General features: G+C 35.8%; 16 protein-coding genes. 6 read left to right on the top strand and 10 right to left on the bottom strand.

The features are described from left to right. Positions 1-7: 7 nt before the first annotated feature. From DOS84_RS05560 to DOS84_RS05535, 6 genes are all read left to right on the top strand, one after another. Complete coding sequence (locus DOS84_RS05560; RefSeq protein WP_111409132.1) at positions 8-1,072, top strand: HlyD family secretion protein; 1,065 nt, start codon at positions 8-10, stop codon at positions 1,070-1,072. Positions 1,073-1,079: 7 nt separating this feature from the next. Then, positions 1,080-2,648, top strand: a complete 1,569-nt coding sequence (locus tag DOS84_RS05555; RefSeq protein WP_111409131.1) for an MFS transporter — start codon at positions 1,080-1,082, stop codon at positions 2,646-2,648. Between the two features lie 168 nt (positions 2,649-2,816). Beyond that, positions 2,817-3,521, top strand: coding sequence for a potassium channel family protein (locus tag DOS84_RS05550; protein WP_111409130.1), 705 nt, complete (start codon positions 2,817-2,819; stop codon positions 3,519-3,521). A gap of 38 nt (positions 3,522-3,559) precedes the next feature. After that, complete coding sequence (locus DOS84_RS05545) at positions 3,560-4,630, top strand: AI-2E family transporter (protein ID WP_111409129.1); 1,071 nt, start codon at positions 3,560-3,562, stop codon at positions 4,628-4,630. 340 nt (positions 4,631-4,970) lie between these two features. Further along, entirely contained in the window at positions 4,971-5,597 is a 627-nt protein-coding gene (locus tag DOS84_RS05540; RefSeq protein ID WP_111409128.1) for a CatB-related O-acetyltransferase, read from the top strand. Positions 5,598-5,751: 154 nt separating this feature from the next. After that, positions 5,752-6,222 carry a VOC family protein gene (locus tag DOS84_RS05535; protein ID WP_111409127.1) on the top strand — a complete coding sequence of 157 codons (471 nt, stop codon included), beginning with the start codon at positions 5,752-5,754 and terminating at the stop codon, positions 6,220-6,222. 103 nt (positions 6,223-6,325) lie between these two features. Here the strand turns inward: DOS84_RS05535 and DOS84_RS05530 are convergent, their stop codons facing one another. The 10 genes from DOS84_RS05530 to DOS84_RS05485 form a co-directional block, all read right to left on the bottom strand. Further along, complete coding sequence (locus DOS84_RS05530) at positions 6,326-8,116, bottom strand: acyl-CoA dehydrogenase family protein (protein WP_111409126.1); 1,791 nt, start codon at positions 8,114-8,116, stop codon at positions 6,326-6,328. A gap of 38 nt (positions 8,117-8,154) precedes the next feature. Beyond that, a complete protein-coding gene (locus DOS84_RS05525; protein WP_100431394.1) occupies positions 8,155-8,502 on the bottom strand; it encodes a four helix bundle protein in 348 nt (115 codons plus the stop codon). A 42-nt stretch (positions 8,503-8,544) separates the two neighbouring features. Next, positions 8,545-9,726, bottom strand: coding sequence for an acetyl-CoA C-acyltransferase (locus tag DOS84_RS05520; protein WP_111409125.1), 1,182 nt, complete (start codon positions 9,724-9,726; stop codon positions 8,545-8,547). A gap of 100 nt (positions 9,727-9,826) precedes the next feature. Then, a complete protein-coding gene (locus DOS84_RS05515) occupies positions 9,827-12,217 on the bottom strand; it encodes a 3-hydroxyacyl-CoA dehydrogenase/enoyl-CoA hydratase family protein (RefSeq protein ID WP_111409124.1) in 2,391 nt (796 codons plus the stop codon). Then, the gene (locus DOS84_RS05510; RefSeq protein ID WP_111409123.1) at positions 12,201-12,668 is read right to left on the bottom strand and encodes a MarR family winged helix-turn-helix transcriptional regulator; all 468 of its coding nucleotides are present in this window, start codon (positions 12,666-12,668) and stop codon (positions 12,201-12,203) included. The genes DOS84_RS05515 and DOS84_RS05510 overlap by 17 nt, the downstream gene beginning before the upstream one ends. A 421-nt stretch (positions 12,669-13,089) precedes the next feature. Then, positions 13,090-13,473, bottom strand: a complete 384-nt coding sequence (locus tag DOS84_RS05505; protein ID WP_111409122.1) for a hypothetical protein — start codon at positions 13,471-13,473, stop codon at positions 13,090-13,092. Between the two features lie 190 nt (positions 13,474-13,663). Beyond that, positions 13,664-14,713 carry a proline iminopeptidase-family hydrolase gene (locus DOS84_RS05500; RefSeq protein ID WP_111409121.1) on the bottom strand — a complete coding sequence of 350 codons (1,050 nt, stop codon included), beginning with the start codon at positions 14,711-14,713 and terminating at the stop codon, positions 13,664-13,666. A 99-nt stretch (positions 14,714-14,812) separates the two neighbouring features. After that, positions 14,813-16,594 (bottom strand): AMP-dependent synthetase/ligase, encoded by a 1,782-nt coding sequence (locus DOS84_RS05495; protein WP_111409120.1) that lies wholly within the window; start codon positions 16,592-16,594, stop codon positions 14,813-14,815. 238 nt (positions 16,595-16,832) lie between these two features. Next, positions 16,833-17,276 carry a hypothetical protein gene (locus tag DOS84_RS05490; protein WP_111409119.1) on the bottom strand — a complete coding sequence of 148 codons (444 nt, stop codon included), beginning with the start codon at positions 17,274-17,276 and terminating at the stop codon, positions 16,833-16,835. A 110-nt stretch (positions 17,277-17,386) separates the two neighbouring features. After that, a complete protein-coding gene (locus tag DOS84_RS05485) occupies positions 17,387-18,271 on the bottom strand; it encodes a hypothetical protein (RefSeq protein WP_111409118.1) in 885 nt (294 codons plus the stop codon). Positions 18,272-18,366: the final 95 nt, after the last annotated feature.

Here is an 18,366-nt window from a genome sequence, read left to right as displayed (position 1 = left end):
TTTGTTTATGAGCGAAGATAAAACAATCAACGAAGATGCTGTAAAAAGCGAAAAAAAGAGAAATACGATATTGACTATCCTTTCTTTTATTTTTATCATAGGTGGAGGGATTTGGATATTAAGCTTGTTTTTCGATTTTCATCGGTATGAAACAACTAATAATGCTCAAGTTGAATCCTATATCAACAGTGTCACGGCCAGAGCAACAGGCCATGTGGCATCCATTCGTTTTGATTCTCATCAGTTTGTGCATAAAGGAGATACTTTGGTCATTCTTGATGATGAGGAATACAGGATAAAAGTAAAACAAGCTGAAGCTGATTTGGCCGTTGCCGAAGGGAATCTTCATTCGCTGGAGCAATCTATTGTTACGGCCACTTCCAAAGAGGCGGCTTCCAAGGATAAATTGTCAGGTGATAAAGCCGACCTTGACAAAGCTCAAAAAGATTACGAACGATTCAAGAATATGTATGCCGACTCTGCAGTAACGCGCAATCAATATGATCAGGTGGTTTCCAAACTTCAATCGACTAAATCCTATCTGAATGCTGGTGAGGAAGAGTTATTGGCCAGCGCTTCGGCAACGAAACAAAGTTATACCAATCTTGAAGCAGCCAAAGCCACTGTAGAACGTAAAAAAGCCGATTTAGAAAATGCCTTGCTGCAGTTGTCTTATACGCGAATTATTGCCATGGCCGACGGTTATGTGGGGGAGAGAACAATATCCGTTGGCGAGTTGATTAATGCCAATCAGGTAGTGGCAACGCTAGTTTTGAATCAAAAGGTTTGGGTCACTGCTAATTTTAAGGAGACTCAAATTGGAAAAATTAAACCAGGACAAGAAGTGACCATTACTATTGATGCACTTGATGATAAGGAATTTAAAGGAAAAGTGGTGGGTTTTTCGCCAGCTACTGGAGCTAAATTCTCAATGGTAGAACCGGATAATTCGACTGGTAATTTTGTAAAAATCACACAGCGAATTCCTGTAAAAATTGATTTTGAAGCTTCCGCAAAAGAATTGGAAGCAGTAAAACCAGGGATGAGTGTGACTGTAGAAATAAAGAAATAAAAAAAGGATGGCTCTAATAAAAAAAGGAAGTGTGTTTACCCTTATAGGATTTTATCTCCTTACAATTCCTTTTTTTAATGCCCTGAATGTGACCTCTTATGACAATTCGCAGATATTAGGACATTTTGGGGCTTCAACCACTGTTTTTACCTATTCGACTTATATTCCTTTTTTTGTAATGCTTGGTTTTTTGCCCTTGGGGCTGAAAATCGGAAAACAAATTCCGATGCGGACGATGATTCTATCCGTTAGTTTTTTGTCAATAATCTGCAATACGGCTACGCTCTATACAACCACAATTGAATGGTTTACTGTTTGGCGGGCTTTGTTGGCAATTTTGTCTATCGTAGGGATTTTTGCCACATTAATTCCCATACTGTTGAAATACAATCCAACTTTCAATATGCCTATTTTGTATGGAATCGTTCAGTTTATTCTTCAGGGAAGCAAGCAGTTGTATCAATATTTTGGAACAGAGATGTCGAGTATCCATAACTGGACTTTTGGGATTTACTTTTTGAATGTCAATTTTTTGATAGCAATTCTTTTGGCTTGGATTTTTTATAAAAAAGATGTGGCACCAATGAAAGGAGTTTTTCAATTTGATTGGAGAGGCTGGCTTATTTTATTGTTGTTTTTGATTGTGATACTTTTTCTTTGTACCGAAGGTCAAACCCGAAATTGGTTGAATGATCCGAAAGTGGCTACGGCAATAGCTTTTTTGCTGGTTATCGTAGGTATTTATTTGATCCATGTTCGGTTTAGCGATAATCCTATAATCAATACAGATGTGTATCAATACCGAAATGTGGTTTTGGGGTCTTTGCTCTTTTTTTATACTGGGATGATGAATGGTACAGGAAGTATTGTAACGGGTTTTATGACCAATATTTTGGGTTTTGATAGCATTTATGTGGCAAGAACACATTTGGCCATTCTAATTGGTCTTTTTATAGCCATTCCGTTATCTACCTATCTTTTGTTTAAACGCATTTATTTGGCCACGCTTTGGGTGACGGGTTTTGCCTGTTACGGAATGTATCACACCCTTCTTTATTTTAGATTTTATCCGGAAATTGATACATCCGATTTTTTTGGTCCCTTTATTTTCAAAGGACTTGCTATTGGTTTTTTGTATCCGGCCGCTTCCCTTTATATTTCAGAGAAGGTACCTAAACCTTTGGGGGATTCCCGAATGATGAGTGGTGTTATTTCACGTGCTGTTTTTGCTTCATTATTGGGAGGGGCAATATTAGGGACTTTTATTTCCAATCTAAACGTGCAGCATAAAACAGGGCTTAGTCAGCAATTATCGGAATTAAATCCGATTGCTAAAGAGCAGTTGGACAAGAATAAGAACATTTATATGCTTAAGGGATTATCGGCCTGGGAAGCCCAAAAAAAAGCCGAAAAAACTCTTTCAAACCAAACATCACAGTCTGCACTGATGCTGGCTTACAAAGATATTTATCTGGTAATGGCAGCGCTGTGTTTCTTCCCAATTCTGATTCTTCTGTTGTTTCGATTAGGACGACGGCCAATTGGAAGGGTTGAAGTGGAGCCGATTCCATTTTGATAAAGTCGCTAAGAATCTGAGTTAGTAAGATCCTAAGATTTATGTGGATGTTTTTGAAAAGTATAAAATGATTTTTTAATATCAAATAGTATAGACTAGTGTTTAAAATTAAATATGGGACTATTTTTCCTAGATTCTGAGAAACTTAGCCACTAAAAAATAAAAACTATGGCAAAAAATAAACAATTCCTTTTTTTGAATCATCTGTGGAATAAGGAAAGCGGACTTAGCGGTATGTTCATCTTGCTTTGTATCATGCATTTTGTACTGATTCCAATATTTGGAAGTTATTCTTCGTTTATGGTTATTACGAATATATTTTGGATGTTGTTTCTGATTGCGGGTATTTTTTCATTATCCAAATCAAAAAAACAAACAATCTTGTTTACGATCATTCCATTTTTGTTTGTCCTATTCGGATGGATTTCGGTTTTCCGACAAACTCCATTTATTCTATTGGCAGATATCGTTTTTACCATCGCCACTTTTGGATTGTTGATTGTATTGGTATTGAAAAAAGTTTTTGAACCCGGACCAATAACCGAATATCGTGTGGTAGGTTCTATAGTTGTGTATATGATTCTTGCTAATTTATGGTCTGTGATTTATTTATTTATCTACGAACACATACCTGGTGCTTTCCAAATCACCCTACCGCCCTTTGAGAGCAATACTTTACAGGCTAATTTTTTGTATTTTAGTTATATAACAATTACAACAACTGGATACGGAGATATTTTTCCTTTGCATCCCTTTGCAAGATCAATGGCGCAAATCGAAGCTATTATAGGGGTTTTGTATCCCGTGATTCTTATTGGTCGTCTCGTTTCTGATGCCAATGAAAACAGTGCAAAAAAGAAACAAAATCAATAATAATATTTTTATTTTAACTAATCTTTAAATCAATTCTTATGGAAAATTCAAACCCATACAAAAGCAAACAGATTTTTGAAGTCATCTTACAGCTAGGACTTGTTTTCCTAATTTTAGGATTTTGTATTAAACTTTTACTGCCTTTTATGATGCCAATTCTTTGGGCAATTATATTGGCGATAGTGCTATATCCAGGATATGATTTCCTGCAAAAGAAATTAAAGGGACGCAAAAGCCTTGCTTCATTCATAATCACCGCAGCCTTATTGATAATTATCATTGCACCAACTGTATTATTTGTAAATTCAGTTACATCAAATTTAACCGAATTAAAAGCAGGGGTAGAGAACGGTACTTTGAAAGTGGCAACACCAAGTCAAAATATAAAAGACTGGCCTGTGATAGGGGACAAAGCTTACGATTTTCTATATTCATTATCTACAGATTTAAAAACAGGAGTACTCGAATACAAAGAACAAATCGTCGAATTATCCAAAAAATTGTTGGGTAGCGTTCTTAGTTCCACTGTTGCTCTATTGCAGGTAATCCTCTCGGTAATTATTGCTGGTGTACTGATGGTTTCAACAAGTGCCCAAAATTTAGCCACCAATTTCATCAAGAGAATTTCGGGTGATTCAGGTGACGAATTCTTGGATATTTCGGTGTCAACGGTGTACCAGGTGGTCAAAGGAATATTGGGTGTAGCCATTATCCAAACCCTGATTCAGGCTGTGGGACTCTTTGGAGCCGGCATCCCTTTTGCGGGAGTGTTAACGGTCGTTTGTTTGATGCTTTCAATTATCCAAGTCGGCCCGATCATTATTAATCTAGGGGTAATTGCCTATTTATTTTCATTGGATAACACTACTGCTGCAGCTTTATGGACAGTATTTTTCGTCCTAAGCGGATTGTCCGATAATGTCCTAAAACCACTATTGCTGGGAAAAGGGGCGCTCGTGCCTATGCTGGTTATTTTCCTTGGTGTAATCGGAGGATTCATGATGTCTGGATTCGTAGGTTTATTCGTGGGGCCAATTATATTTTCTATAGGTTACAAATTATTTGCCGCCTGGATGGATGACAAACCCGAAAGTACCATAGTACAATAAATACATAAGCCCATTTTTCTAAATAAGAAGAATACTCTGGGCGTGCCCCCGTTAAGAAAAAGGCCCCACTCATTGTTGCGATAAGTCGGGCCTTTTTCTACACGGGGTCGGGCTATCCGCGCTACTTCGGTAGCTAGCTTCTATCCCTCACGCGATTCTAAGAGCATTGGGAAAAGCGAAATGATTTGTTTTTAAATGCCATTTTACTGAAGTTATCCCAAAGATGTTTTATGGCTTTTAATTAGTATTTAATACATTTGGAAATAATTAAAATAATTGTTTTTGTAAGTTTTAAATATGTAATTGACAATATTTTAAATTCAATAAACTAAATTTAAAAATGACAGCTCCAAATAAGAATATAAAATTTCCACTTCAAAATTATGACCGACTTTGTTTTCTAAAAAACGTTGTCAAAAATCCTAATATCATTGTTGGTGATTACACCTATTATGACGATTTTGAAAACGTGGAGAACTTTGAGAAAAATGTGAAGTACCATTTTGACTTTATTGGAGACAAATTGATAATCGGTAAATTTTGTATGATTGCCTCCGATGTAAAATTTATTATGAATGGAGCGAATCATTTGACAAATGCTTTAACAACGTATCCATTTGCAATTTTTGCAAATGGTTGGGAAAACGCTATGGAAGGAAAGCAATATCCACAAAAGGGGGACATTCATATTGGTAATGATGTTTGGATAGGCTATAATGCAACCATTATGGCAGGTGTAACCATTGGAGACGGCGCTATTATTGCTACAAACGCAACCGTAATCAAAGACGTAGAACCTTACACAATTGTCGGGGGAAATCCCGCAACCGAAATTAAAAAAAGATTCTCCGATGATGTTATTGAAAGGCTTTTGAAAATAAAATGGTGGGATTGGGATATCAAAAAAATCTCAAGGAATGTTCAAAACCTAACAGACATAGATATTGAGAAATTAGAACTTGATTAGTAATAGTCCTATATAAATTAGAATAAAAATTGTAGCGTTTGTATACGATTAACTAAAACTGGGAGAAAATGAAACAGGATAAAAGATTATTCGTGTAATTTCGCTTGTAACACTTCCTAAAAACTGTGATTCAACAACTAAAAAAGCAAACAATATGGAAGACTCAAAAAAACAAACAGACAATTCATCTTCAGCTGATGACACAACACCAAAGGTGACAGGAATTGGTGGGATTTTCTTTTTTTCAGACAATCTGGAGCAAACAAAAGAGTGGTATACCAAAAACTTAGGAATTGAAATCAATGATTGGGGCTCGTCAAGTTTTGAGTCAAGAAATATTAACAAACCTCAGGAGATAAATTCTCTTCAGTGGTGTCCCTTCAAAAAAGGAGATGAATATTTTTCCCCCTCCAAAAAAGATTTTATGATTAATTACCGAGTTCAGAATATTGAAGGACTAGTAAACAAACTCAAAGAAAACGGAGTAACCATAGTTGATAATATTGAAACTTACGACTATGGAAAGTTTATTCATATTATGGATGCGGAAGGAAACAAGATTGAACTATGGGAGCCTCTTGAAAGCATCTCAGACCAAACGGACGAAAAAGCAACAAAGGGCTAGCCAGCCAGCAACAGACCAAAACCATAATCACATAAAAAAGCCGCTTTGCCATTCAGGGACAATAGCGGCTTTTTACAAATAAAAACTAAAAAAGATTGTGTAATTAGAAGCAGTATGCGTTTTCTGCAACTAATTTAGTTGTGATTGCTTCTCTTAAGCCAACCACATTTGGCATATTAGTATATTTAGTGAAACGACGTAATCCCATTAGCATCATACGTTGTTCGTCACCTTCAGCAAAAGAAATAATGCTTTCTTTTCCTTTTTGAGTGATGATATCAACTGCTTGGTACAAGTATAATTGTGCCATTGCGATTTGTTCTTTGATTTTGTCAGCGCCGTTTGCTTTAGCTAATTTTTCGGTTCTCAAGATCGTACTTTCAGCCATATAGATTTCGATTAAGATATCAGAGGCAGCCATCAATAATTGTTGGTGTGCGTCTAAGTCTGGACCGTATTTTTGAACGGCACCACCAGCAACCATAAGGAATGCTTTTTTCAATTTGGTAATCATTTCTTTTTCTTCAGCAAACAGTTCAGAATAATCAGGAGTTTCAAAAGATGGAATTCCCATTAATTCTTCCTGTACTTTAGAAGCAGGTCCTAGTAAATCAACGTGCCCTTTCATCGCTTTTTTGATCAACATACCAACAGATAACATTCTGTTGATTTCGTTTGTTCCTTCGTAGATACGGGCAATACGGGCGTCTCTCCAAGCACTTTCCATAGGTGTGTCTTCTGAGAATCCCATTCCACCAAAGATTTGAATTCCTTCATCGGCACAGTTTTGAACGTCTTCAGAAACAGCTACTTTCAAGATAGAACACTCGATAGCATATTCTTCAACACCTTTCAATTCTGATTCTTGGTGGGAAACACCTTCTGCTTCGCGAGCAGTGATTCTATCTTCAATGTCTTTTGCAGCACGGTATGTTGCGCTTTCTCCTGCGTAGCAAGAAGTCGCCATTTCTGCCAATTTAGAACGGATAGCTCCAAATTGTGAAATAGCAGTATTAAATTGGATTCTTTCATTTGAATAGTGAACGGCTCCAGTGATTACTCTACGTTGAGCGTCCAAACAAGCTGCAGCCAATTTGATACGACCTACGTTCAATGCGTTCATAGCGATTTTGAAACCGTTTCCTCTTTCAGACAACATATTTTCTACAGGAACTTTAGTCTCATTGAAGAAAACCTGACGAGTCGAAGAAGCACGAATACCTAATTTATGCTCTTCTTCATTCATAGAAATTCCATTATCAGGAGTGTTTTCTACAATAAATCCAGTGATGTTTTTGTCGTCACCAATTCTTGCGAATACGATGAAAACAGAACAGAATCCCGCATTCGAAATCCACATTTTTTGTCCAGTGATCGAATATGTTTTTCCGTCTTCTGATAAAACAGCTTTAGTTTTTCCAGAATTGGCATCCGATCCAGCACCTGGCTCAGTTAAGCAATACGCTCCAAACCATTCTCCAGAAGCTAATTTAGGTACGTATTTTTGTTTTTGTTCTTCCGTTCCATAAAGAGTGATTGGCATTGTTCCAATTCCGGTGTGCGCTCCAAATGCAGTAGAGAATGAACCTGTTGCTCCCGAAATATAATCACAAACCAAAACGGTATTTACAAATCCCATTCCCATTCCGCCATATGATTCAGGTACAGCTACGCTCAAGAAACCAAGATCTCCTGCTTTTTTCATACACTCTTGTGTATAGGCGTAGTCTTTTTTCTCAAAACGATCTTTGTGTGCCCACAATTCTTTGTCAACGAACTCTTTTACAGAGTCACGCATCATTAATTGCTCTTCATTGAAATCTTCTGGTGTGAAGATATCTTCACATTTTGTTTCTTTTACGATGAATTGACCACCTCTTGTTTTGTCGCTCATTGTTTTATTATTTTAAATTATGAATTTTAAATTTTAAATTATTTTGATTCTTGTGATGTTTTAATGATTTTGGTTATTATGTTAATTATGTGTTCAACTTCAATTAAATAATGATTAATTTCAATTGTTGTTAAATCAGATTTATCTAATAATCGCAACCAATATTTAGTTTCTCTCGCTTCTTTTGACGCAATGGACATTTTATGAATAAAATCTTTTCTTGATTGTGCAGCGATTGCTTCTTCAACATTTGCTCCAATGCTTGTAGCTGATCTTAAGATTTGTTTAGAAATTATGAATTCATTTTCTTTTTTAAGCTGAACAAAAAGGTTTACTATGGATAGTGCAAAATCAAATGTTTTTGTTGCAATAATATTTTCCTTCATGCATGTTCATTTAAAATTTATAATTCAAAATTTATAATAAAATTAAAGTAGCTCATATATCCCCGCACTTCCTTGTCCAGTTCCCACACACATAGAAACAATTCCATATTTGCTTCCTCTGCGTTTCATTTCGTCAAACAATTGAACAGATAATTTGGCTCCGGTACAACCTAGAGGGTGACCTAAGGCAATAGCTCCACCATTCACATTGATAATGTCAGGATTCAAGTTTAGTTCGCGAGTAACTGCCAATGCTTGTGAAGCAAAAGCTTCGTTCAATTCAATTAAATCAATATCGTTTAAAGTCAATCCGGCTTGTTTCAAGGCTTTTGGAATTGCTTTTACAGGACCAATTCCCATAATTCTTGGCTCAACACCTGCAGAGGCGAAGTTTACCAAACGAGCAATCGGTTGAAGGTTTAATTCTTTTACCATTTCTTCACTCATAACCAGTACAAAAGCAGCACCATCACTCATTTGTGAAGAGTTACCGGCAGTTACACTTCCATCAGCAGCAAAAACAGGTCTAAGGTTAGCCAAGGCTTCCAAAGAAGTTCCAGCTCTTGGGCCTTCATCTTTGTTTACAACATAAGATTTGGTTTCTTTTTTACCATTTTCATTGATAAAAGTCTGTTCTACCGTGATAGGCACAATTTGTTTGTCAAATTTACCTTCCGCTTGTGCTTTCAACGCTTTGTTGTGAGATTGAAAAGCAAACTCATCTTGATCAGCACGAGAGATGTTGAATTGTTTTGCCACCGCTTCTGAAGTCAATCCCATTCCCCAATAGTAATCCTCGTGTCCCGCTTTTGCGACAGCATAATCCGGAGTAGGTTTGTAACCTCCCATTGGAATAAAACTCATACTTTCAGCTCCACCGGCAATGATACAATGTGCCATCCCTGATTGGATTTTGGCAGTCGCCATTCCGATAGTTTCTAATCCCGAAGCACAATATCTGTTTACGGTAACTCCAGGTACGTCATCTACTTTTAATCCCATCAAAGAGATTAAACGTCCCACGTTCAAACCTTGTTCTGCTTCCGGCATGGCATTTCCAACCATAACGTCGTCAATACGTGTTTTGTCAAAATCAGGCAACTCATTCATCATGTATTGAATGGTTTCTGCAGCCAACTCATCAGGTCTTTTAAATCTAAAAACTCCTTTTGGGGCTTTACCTACCGCAGTACGATAAGCTTTAACTATATATGCTGTTTTCATTGTTTTTCTTTTTTAAGATTTTAGAAGAAAGAAACAAGAGGCAAGAGAAAAGACAAAACTCAGTTTCGAAGTCTTGCTTCTTGCATCTTTATTCTATTTTCTAGTTACGAAGTGGTTTCCCTTTAGTTAACATAAACTGAATTCTTTCCAATGTTTTTCTTTCAGTACAAAGAGACAAGAAAGCTTCACGTTCCAAATCCAATAAATACTGTTCAGATACCAAAGTGTGTTCAGATAAATCACCACCAGCCATAACATAAGCTAGTTTGTTTGCAATTTTCAAATCGTGCTCTGAGATGTATTTACCGGCAACCATTTGGTTAGTTCCTACCAAGAACATTCCCAATGCTTGTTTACCTAAAACTTTTACGTCTGTTCTGCGGATAGGTTGTGTATAACCAGCTTCGGCCATCAATAAGGCATGTTTTTTAGCTTCAGCAATCTGACGGTCTTTGTTCACCACCACAATATCTTTACCGTGTTGCAATAGTCCTGTATCAAAAGCTTCGTAAGCAGAAGTAGATACTTTTGCCATAGCGATAGTCATAAAATATTCTTGTAAAACATTCAATTCCACATCGTTTTTACGGAATAAATCGGATGCACGCATGGCCAATTCTTTCGAACCACCACCGCCAGGAATAACCCCAACACCAAATTCAACTAATCCCATATAGGTTTCTGCAGCAGCAACCACTTTATCAGCATGTAAACTCATTTCGCAACCACCACCAAAAGTCATTCCGTGGGGTGCAACAACAACAGGGATTCCAGAATAACGCACACGCATCATAGTGTCTTGGAACATTTTGATAGCCATATTCAACTCATCATATTCTTGCTCAACAGCCATCATGAATATCATTCCGATATTGGCACCAACAGAGAAATTCGCTGCTTGATTTCCAATAACCAAACCTTGGTATTCTTTTTCGGATAAATCTATCGCTTTATTGATCGCAGCTAAAACATCACCACCAATTGTATTCATTTTGGATTGGAATTCTAAGTTCAAGATTCCGTCTCCCAAATCTTGGATGATAGCACCACTATTGCTCCAAACTTTTTTGCTTTCGCGAATGTTGTTCAGGATGATGAATGCATCTTGTCCCGGAACTTTAGTTTGCGATTTTGTTGGAATATTATAGAAATAAGTAGCCCCTTCTTTAATAGTATAAAAACTAGTACTTCCAGAAGCGATCATTTCGGTAACCCAAGCTGCAGGCTCAAGACCTTCGGCTTTCATGATTTCGATTCCATTTTGAACACCAATGGCATCCCAAATTTCGAATGGACCATTTTCCCATCCAAAACCAGCTTTCATGGCATCGTCTATTTTGTATAATTCATCTGAGATTTCAGGAATACGATTGGAAACGTAAGCAAACATTCCAGAGAAACTTTTTCTGTAGAATTCACCCGCTTTGTCTTTTCCTTTAACCAAAACCTTAAATCTGTTGATTGGTTTGTCGATTGTTTTTGTCAATTCCAAAGTAGCAAAAGAAGCTCTTTTGGCAGGACGGTATTCAAGAGTATCCAAGTCCAAAGAAAGAATGTCTTTGTCTACTTTTTTGTAGAAACCTTGACCAGTTTTACTACCGTACCATTTGTTTTCCATCATTTTGTTTACAAATTCTGGAAGTTTGAACAATTCGTGTTGCTCGTCTGTTGGACAGTTTTCGTAGATTCCGTTGGCAACATGCACCAAAGTATCCAATCCTACAACGTCAACAGTTCTGAAAGTAGCCGATTTTGGACGACCAATAACTGGTCCTGTTAATTTATCAACTTCTTCGATAGTTAATCCCAATTCTTTTACCAAGTGGAACAAACTTTGGATTCCGTAAATACCAATACGGTTTCCGATAAATGCTGGAGTATCTTTGGCAACAACCGAAGTTTTACCCAAAAATTTCTCTCCGTATATGGTTAAGAAATCCAAAACTTCTGTTGAAGTTTGTGGACCAGGAATAATTTCGAATAATTTTAAGTAACGCGCTGGGTTAAAAAAGTGAGTACCGCAGAAATGTTTTTGGAAATCTTCGCTGCGTCCTTCGCTCATGAAATGAATCGGAATACCAGAAGTGTTTGATGTTACCAAAGTTCCCGGTTTTCTGAATTTTTCAATTTGCTCAAAAACCAATTTTTTGATATCCAAACGCTCCACAACCACTTCGATAATCCAATCTACATTGGCAATTTTAGCCATATCATCCGTAGTATTTCCAGTAGTGATTCGGCTAGCGAATTTTTGACTGTAAATAGGAGAGGGCTTCGATTTTAATGAGTTGGCCAAATGCTCGTTTACCACACGGTTGCGAACAATTTTACTCTCAAGTGTTAGCCCTTTTTTGGCTTCGGCATCCGTCAATTCTCTTGGGATAATGTCCAAAAGCAAGACTTCTACACCAATGTTGGCAAAATGACAAGCAATTCCTGAACCCATAATTCCGGATCCAATTACTGCAACTTTTTTAATGGTTCGATTCATCGTTACTGTTTTCTTGTTGATTAAATATGTTTTTATTCTGAATTAGTTCGTTGATAATTTCAGCCACTTCTATGAAATTGTTGAGCTTTTCTTCCGAAACATGTTTTCTCACCGTTTCATTAAAATTCAAAACCGTATTCTTCGAAAGCTCTCTTTTTTCTTTTCCAAACTCGGTTAGGTAAATCAAAACGCCTCTACCGTCTTCTGGATTTTTCTTTCGGGTGATTAACCCTTTTTCTTCCATCGATTTTAAGGTTCTGGTCAAGCTTGTGGCTTCCATTCCCATTCTTGGGCCTAATGCAGTTGACGGTGTTCCTTCTTCTCTGTCAATACTTAATAATGCAAAACCAGTTGCCATTGTTGCATCATATTTATGAGCTTCTTCGTTGTACATTCTGGATACGGCTTGCCAAGTTGCTCTTAAGATATAATCTATTGTTTTGTTTTTCATATTCTACTATATCGATTTCAAATGTAATAAAAAAATACTATGCATGCATAATAAAATTTGTTTTTTTTTAATTTTTTATAAATATAAATAAAAAACTCCTTTAAAATAAGGAGTTTGGGAAATATTATGCACGCGCAGTATTTTCTTCTTTTGACAAAAATGATGGGTTTTGAGTTTTAAATAAAAAGGTTAAAAAATTTGATTTGCATAGGTTTAAATAGGGCTACTGATATGATTTTTTTGACTAATACCAAATCAATTAAATTTAAAAGATTACCTTTTTTGCAAGTGAAAACATTATCGGCTGGTTGAAAGAGTTTTTTGTAAATGAGGAAAACCACGAATAGGAATCTATTCGTGGTTTTCTATTAAATTCATGCTCCAAAAAAAAGTGTGGTATTTTGGATGTAATATATTCTTTTTATTTCATTTTTCCATTAGTTAGGGCAACAGCGGCACCAACAGCAGCACCCAATACTGTTGTAATGATAATATCGGTTATCATATTTTGTAAATTTAAAACCATATCAGAATACATGAAAAAATTCATGGACAAACTTGTAAAAACACCAATAACGGCACCTGCTTTTAATCCAGTAACTGCATTTGTAATTCCTGCCCATTTTGTAAATATATAGGCTACAAATAATCCAAAAGTCATGCATCCTAAAAAGATGAATACTAAGTTTGTGTGTTCATTTTGAGGGTAGAGGTCTTTAAAAAGCATACCATAAAATACCCATCCCAAAAGAAAGTCAACAATACCACCAACAATGCCCGAAATCAAAAAGTTTTTTACATTCATGTTTTTTTACTTTTATTGTTAATTCAATAAAAGTATTAAAAAAATGATTATATATTGATTTATTGGGTATAATGTTGTTAACTAATTAAATGAGTGATGTGTTTATAACGTTGAATTATAAATTATAGGTTTCAACTTTTTTAAAAATAAACTCCTTGATTAAGGAGTTTAAATTTAGATATATGCTATTTTACGATTTCTTAAAATCCCCATTATCCACATCTCTCAAAAACTGAATCACCCCTTTAAAATAGTTTTTCTGGTCATCGTATTGCGAAAGGTGGCTTCCGTTGGGGCAAAATAAAAAGCGACCGTTTTGTACTTCGTGGGACATCCATTCCATGTGTTTGGGATCCATGGTGTCGTATTTGGCACCAATAACGAGAGTAGGAATGGTAATTGTTTTAAGTCTGGCAGTTACATCCCAATCTTTTAAAGTGGCATCTCCTGTAATTCCAAATTCACTCGGCCCTTGCATGTACACATAGACATTCGGGTTCATGTGCTTGAAGCATCTATTGATGGATTCCGGCCATTGATCAACAGGTATTCTTAAAATGTGTTCGGTATAATAATATTTAAAAAGCAGTTCGGTGTATTTTGGATTGGTGTAATCCTTGTTTTTTTCAAATGTTTTTATTTGGTCAAAAACAGCTTTTGGGAGTTTTGGACCAAGAACTTCTTCTGCATATTTGTTGTAAGCAGGTGCGCTGGCCATCATATTGGAGATAATCAGTCCTTTGAGATTCTTTTGGTATTTCAAGGCATATTCCATCGCTAGGATTCCTCCCCAGGATTGTCCCAAAACATAAAAATTGGTATTGTCACAACCGAGTGCTTTTCGAACCTGTTCTACTTCTTCCACAAATCGTTCATTGGTCCACAAACTATTGTCGTTCGGCTGATCGCTGTAATAGGAACCCAGTTGGTCATAGTAGATGTATTCAATGCTTTCGTTCGGGAAATAGCCGTCAAATGACTCATACAGCTCATGGGTAAGGCCTGGACCTCCGTGAAGTAATAATACTTTGATGGTTGGATTGTTTCCAATAGTTTTTGTCCAAACCTTGAAAGTCCCTTTTGGAGTGGTGATAGGAATCATTTTGATACCGCCCGTAAACTGGTCATCCCTTTTGGAAAAATCAAGGTAATTGGCTTTAACACTATCTTCGGTTTTTTCTTTACAGCCCACAATAAAAAATAGGCTGATGAAAAGCATTATATAGATTTTGATTCTCATATGATGTTTTTTGAATTGAATTGTGAAGATAAGAAGTTTTTAAATACAAAAAGTCCCGATAGTAACTATCAGGACTTTGAGGTTTTAAATTATAAAAGATTACAGTTCATGACCGTATATTTTTTCATAGAGGTCTTTGTATATTTCAAGTATAATTTTTCTTTTTAATTTTAGGGTGGGAGTAAGGTGTCCACCATCAATAGACCAAACATCTGGAGTTAATTCGAAACGTTTTACTTGTTCCCAATTTCCGAATTTTGGATTGATGTGGTCAATTTCTTCTTGAATACGGGCAATTACTTTTGGATTGGAGATTATTTCTTGGTTTGTTTTCCCTACTTCAATACCGTGTAGTTTTTCCCATTCTTTGATAAACTCAAAGCTAGGTTGAATGAAAGCAGCAGGCATTTTTTCTCCATCACCGATAACCATAATCTGCTCGATAAAACGAGACTGTTTCATGGTGTTTTCGATAATTTGTGGTGCAATATATTTTCCTCCTGAGGTTTTGAACATTTCTTTCTTGCGGTCTGTAATGGTCAAAAATCCGTTTTGATCAACATTGCCAATATCTCCCGTATGGAAATATCCGTCGATGATAGCTTCTGCTGTTTTTTCAGGATCTTTGTAATAACCCATCATAACATTTGGCCCTTTGCAAAGAATTTCACCATCTTCAGCAATTTTTACTTCTACATTGTCAATGGCTTTTCCAACAGTTCCAACTTTGAAACCTCTGTTTCTCATGTCATTTACAGTAATTACTGGAGAGGTTTCGGTTAATCCGTAACCTTCCATCACCGGAATTTCGGCAGCGGCAAATACGCGTGACAATCTTTTTTGCAAAGCGGCGCTTCCGGATACCATTAAATCTAAGTTTCCTCCCAGACCTTCTTTCCATTTGCTGAAAATTAGTTTACGGGCAATTTTTAATTGGAATTCATACCATAGACCATTGGCTCCATAAGGCTCGTAACGCAGTCCTAAATTGATGGCCCAAAAGAAAAGCATTTTTTTGATTCCTTTCAATTCAGTTCCTTTTGCAAGAATGCTATCGTATACTTTTTCCAAAAGCCTAGGTACGGCTGTGATTACGGTTGGTCTTACTTCTTTTAAATTACTGCTGATCTTGTCTATAGATTCTCCAAAATATACAGAAACACCATAATATTGATATAGATACAAAATCATTCTTTCGAAGATATGACAGATAGGAAGAAAACTCAATGCCACACTTTTGCCAGCTTCAAAAGGAATTCTGGAAGCACTGTTAAGTACATTTGAAACAATATTTCTATGAGAAAGCATTACTCCTTTAGGTTGTCCTGTTGTTCCTGATGTATAAATGATAGTTGCTAAGTCGTCTGGTTTTACATTACTTTTTCTATCTTCAACAACATCCTGATTGCTTGTGTCTTCGCCAAGATTTAATAATTCAGTCCAGTTTCTACACCCCTCAATTTCATTGAATGAAAAAACATCTTTTAAGGAGGCAACGTTGGCTTTTATATTGTTTACTTTATTGTATACTTCAATATCGGAAACAAAAACATACATGGCTTCAGAATGATTTAGAATATATTCATAATCTTCCTGAGCAATAGTTGGATAAATAGGTACATTTTGGGCACCGGTCTGTAAAATACCAATATCCATGATATGCCACTCTGTTCTATTGCTACTTGAAATGATGGCAATTTTGTCGTCTTTTTGTATACCCATCCGCAGTAATGCCCTAGAAATGGCATTGGCTTTATCAAGATATTCCTGGGTTGAGGTTTTTACCCAAATACCATCTTGCTTCGTTACCAAAGCATCTAATTTGTTGTAATTTTCTAGCTGATAGTAAGGGAAATCAAAAAGACGGGTAATCGTTCTCATTGTATGATTGTTAAATTTTTTTGCAAATTAAATAAAAATTAATAATAATTTTTATTTTCCAATGATTAATTACGATTAATATAATTACATTATTGGTAATCAACGAAATCGATTTCTTAAAATGTTGTAAATTAAATGAATTGTATTAATAAAAGCGTTTTTTGAATCAGTTTTTGAGCAAAATAACTTGTGAAATAAAGGATACACAAGTATTTACGATTTATGACTCAGTATATTGTTATTCGATATATTCTTTTACTCTTTCTCCAGAAATGAATATCTTCTTTTTGTCATAGTGAATCGAAAAGGACTGTAATATCCAATTGTTTCCATCATCGGTTTTGGATTTGGCGGAACCGGTTATTCTATACCAAAAGGAATAAGACGCACTATTGAACCCCTCTTTGAAAATAGGAACTCCAGATTCAGAACATTCAATTCCCCAAATGATATTTTCTTTGACAAGATCTTCATTTTGCATAATTCCTGTGCCGTCAGCATTGAGGATTGTTATAGGTTCAACTTGATTTACATAACTATAAAGACCGGTAACGGGATAACCAATAATCGTAGCGATATAGTGGTCTTTGTCCTTGTTTCTGATTTTGGTAACTTTAATTTGGGCGTAGGAATGTGTTGCACTTAATACAAGTGCAGCAAGCAGCAAAGTAATTTTTTTCATGGGTGTAGGTTGATTTTAAAAAGTCTAAAAAGCAAGGGGCGTTGCTTTTTAGGTACGATTAAGTATTTATTCTTTTGGCTAAGATACAAACGGAAATTTAGATAAAAAAACTACAAATAGGTATAATTATATAAAATTAAAAATCCTTCAAGGAACTCCTTGGTACCTTTATTGTTATAAAGATAGGTTATCATTTTTTTCTCGATCACGTTTCCATTTTCGTCCAGTTTGTAAGTAAAAATTGTTTCTCTGTTTGGATATTCCGTATTGTTGTCCGAATTGATTGTTGCTATATTAATTAGCCTATTGTTACGGTCGTATTTGTAGATATTTTTATGGGATAAAAGACCCGATTTAAAAGTATGCAATTCTTTTACCAGTGCATTAGAGTCATAGATGTATTTTGTTTTTAAATCTTTAGTTTGGTAATCAATCTGGAAGATTTGGTTGTCATCATTGAAATGATAAAAGTACTCATTTCTGGCAGTTGCCTTTTTTGGAGACCCTTCGTTAACTTCTTCTCCTTTGTACAAAATGTTTTTCTTTTGTACATATTTGTAATCCGTCGTAGAAAAATCTGAAGTTTGAGTTTCATTTTCCAACGGGATATTGGTGGTGTCTTTATCTTTGGCGACATTGAGAGTCTCAATATCTATATGCGAAATATAACCTTTATTGGTGTAGCTGAAAAAGTACTTTTTTGAGAGCAGATACTTATAATTTTGCTCAAATTCTTTGGTTGAACCTTCGGGGTAAAATTTATAAAAATTATTGATCAATTCAGAATCACCTGTTACGTTGCCTTTTGCGTTTAGCGAAAATTGCTGTTCATGCATTTGGGTTACATTCCCTTTTAGATCTAGAGTTTTTGTATTGGAACCAAACAATTCTAATAGGGGATTAATTTTTAAGGATTCATCCGAAGTTTGTGCAAATACTGGATTTATTAAAAGGAGTAGGCTTATAATAAAAAGGTTTTTTTGAATGGTAATCATTGTTGGTTTTTTAGGTTAATTAAGATTTTAGGGCAAAAATCTTCATGAAAAACCCGTCTCTAAAAATAGTAAGAGACGGGCTGTATGGGAACAAA

The sequence above is a fragment of the Flavobacterium aquariorum genome, assembly GCF_003254745.1.
Classification (GTDB): domain Bacteria; phylum Bacteroidota; class Bacteroidia; order Flavobacteriales; family Flavobacteriaceae; genus Flavobacterium; species Flavobacterium aquariorum.
This window is presented reverse-complemented; position numbering and strand designations above follow the sequence as displayed.

What these genes read in the sequence shown, in the direction of transcription:
- DOS84_RS05505 (WP_111409122.1), bottom strand. Translation starts at nt 13,473, where the DNA reads ATGAATGTAAAAAACTTTTTGATTTCGGGCATTGTTGGTGGTATTGTT.
- DOS84_RS05560 (WP_111409132.1), top strand. Translation starts at nt 8, where the DNA reads ATGAGCGAAGATAAAACAATCAACGAAGATGCTGTAAAAAGCGAAAAA.
- DOS84_RS05495 (WP_111409120.1), bottom strand. Translation starts at nt 16,594, where the DNA reads ATGAGAACGATTACCCGTCTTTTTGATTTCCCTTACTATCAGCTAGAA.
- DOS84_RS05525 (WP_100431394.1), bottom strand. Translation starts at nt 8,502, where the DNA reads ATGAAGGAAAATATTATTGCAACAAAAACATTTGATTTTGCACTATCC.
- DOS84_RS05515 (WP_111409124.1), bottom strand. Translation starts at nt 12,217, where the DNA reads ATGAATCGAACCATTAAAAAAGTTGCAGTAATTGGATCCGGAATTATG.
- DOS84_RS05500 (WP_111409121.1), bottom strand. Translation starts at nt 14,713, where the DNA reads ATGAGAATCAAAATCTATATAATGCTTTTCATCAGCCTATTTTTTATT.
- DOS84_RS05555 (WP_111409131.1), top strand. Translation starts at nt 1,080, where the DNA reads ATGGCTCTAATAAAAAAAGGAAGTGTGTTTACCCTTATAGGATTTTAT.
- DOS84_RS05520 (WP_111409125.1), bottom strand. Translation starts at nt 9,726, where the DNA reads ATGAAAACAGCATATATAGTTAAAGCTTATCGTACTGCGGTAGGTAAA.
- DOS84_RS05540 (WP_111409128.1), top strand. Translation starts at nt 4,971, where the DNA reads ATGACAGCTCCAAATAAGAATATAAAATTTCCACTTCAAAATTATGAC.
- DOS84_RS05550 (WP_111409130.1), top strand. Translation starts at nt 2,817, where the DNA reads ATGGCAAAAAATAAACAATTCCTTTTTTTGAATCATCTGTGGAATAAG.
- DOS84_RS05530 (WP_111409126.1), bottom strand. Translation starts at nt 8,116, where the DNA reads ATGAGCGACAAAACAAGAGGTGGTCAATTCATCGTAAAAGAAACAAAA.
- DOS84_RS05545 (WP_111409129.1), top strand. Translation starts at nt 3,560, where the DNA reads ATGGAAAATTCAAACCCATACAAAAGCAAACAGATTTTTGAAGTCATC.
- DOS84_RS05535 (WP_111409127.1), top strand. Translation starts at nt 5,752, where the DNA reads ATGGAAGACTCAAAAAAACAAACAGACAATTCATCTTCAGCTGATGAC.
- DOS84_RS05510 (WP_111409123.1), bottom strand. Translation starts at nt 12,668, where the DNA reads ATGAAAAACAAAACAATAGATTATATCTTAAGAGCAACTTGGCAAGCC.
- DOS84_RS05490 (WP_111409119.1), bottom strand. Translation starts at nt 17,276, where the DNA reads ATGAAAAAAATTACTTTGCTGCTTGCTGCACTTGTATTAAGTGCAACA.
- DOS84_RS05485 (WP_111409118.1), bottom strand. Translation starts at nt 18,271, where the DNA reads ATGATTACCATTCAAAAAAACCTTTTTATTATAAGCCTACTCCTTTTA.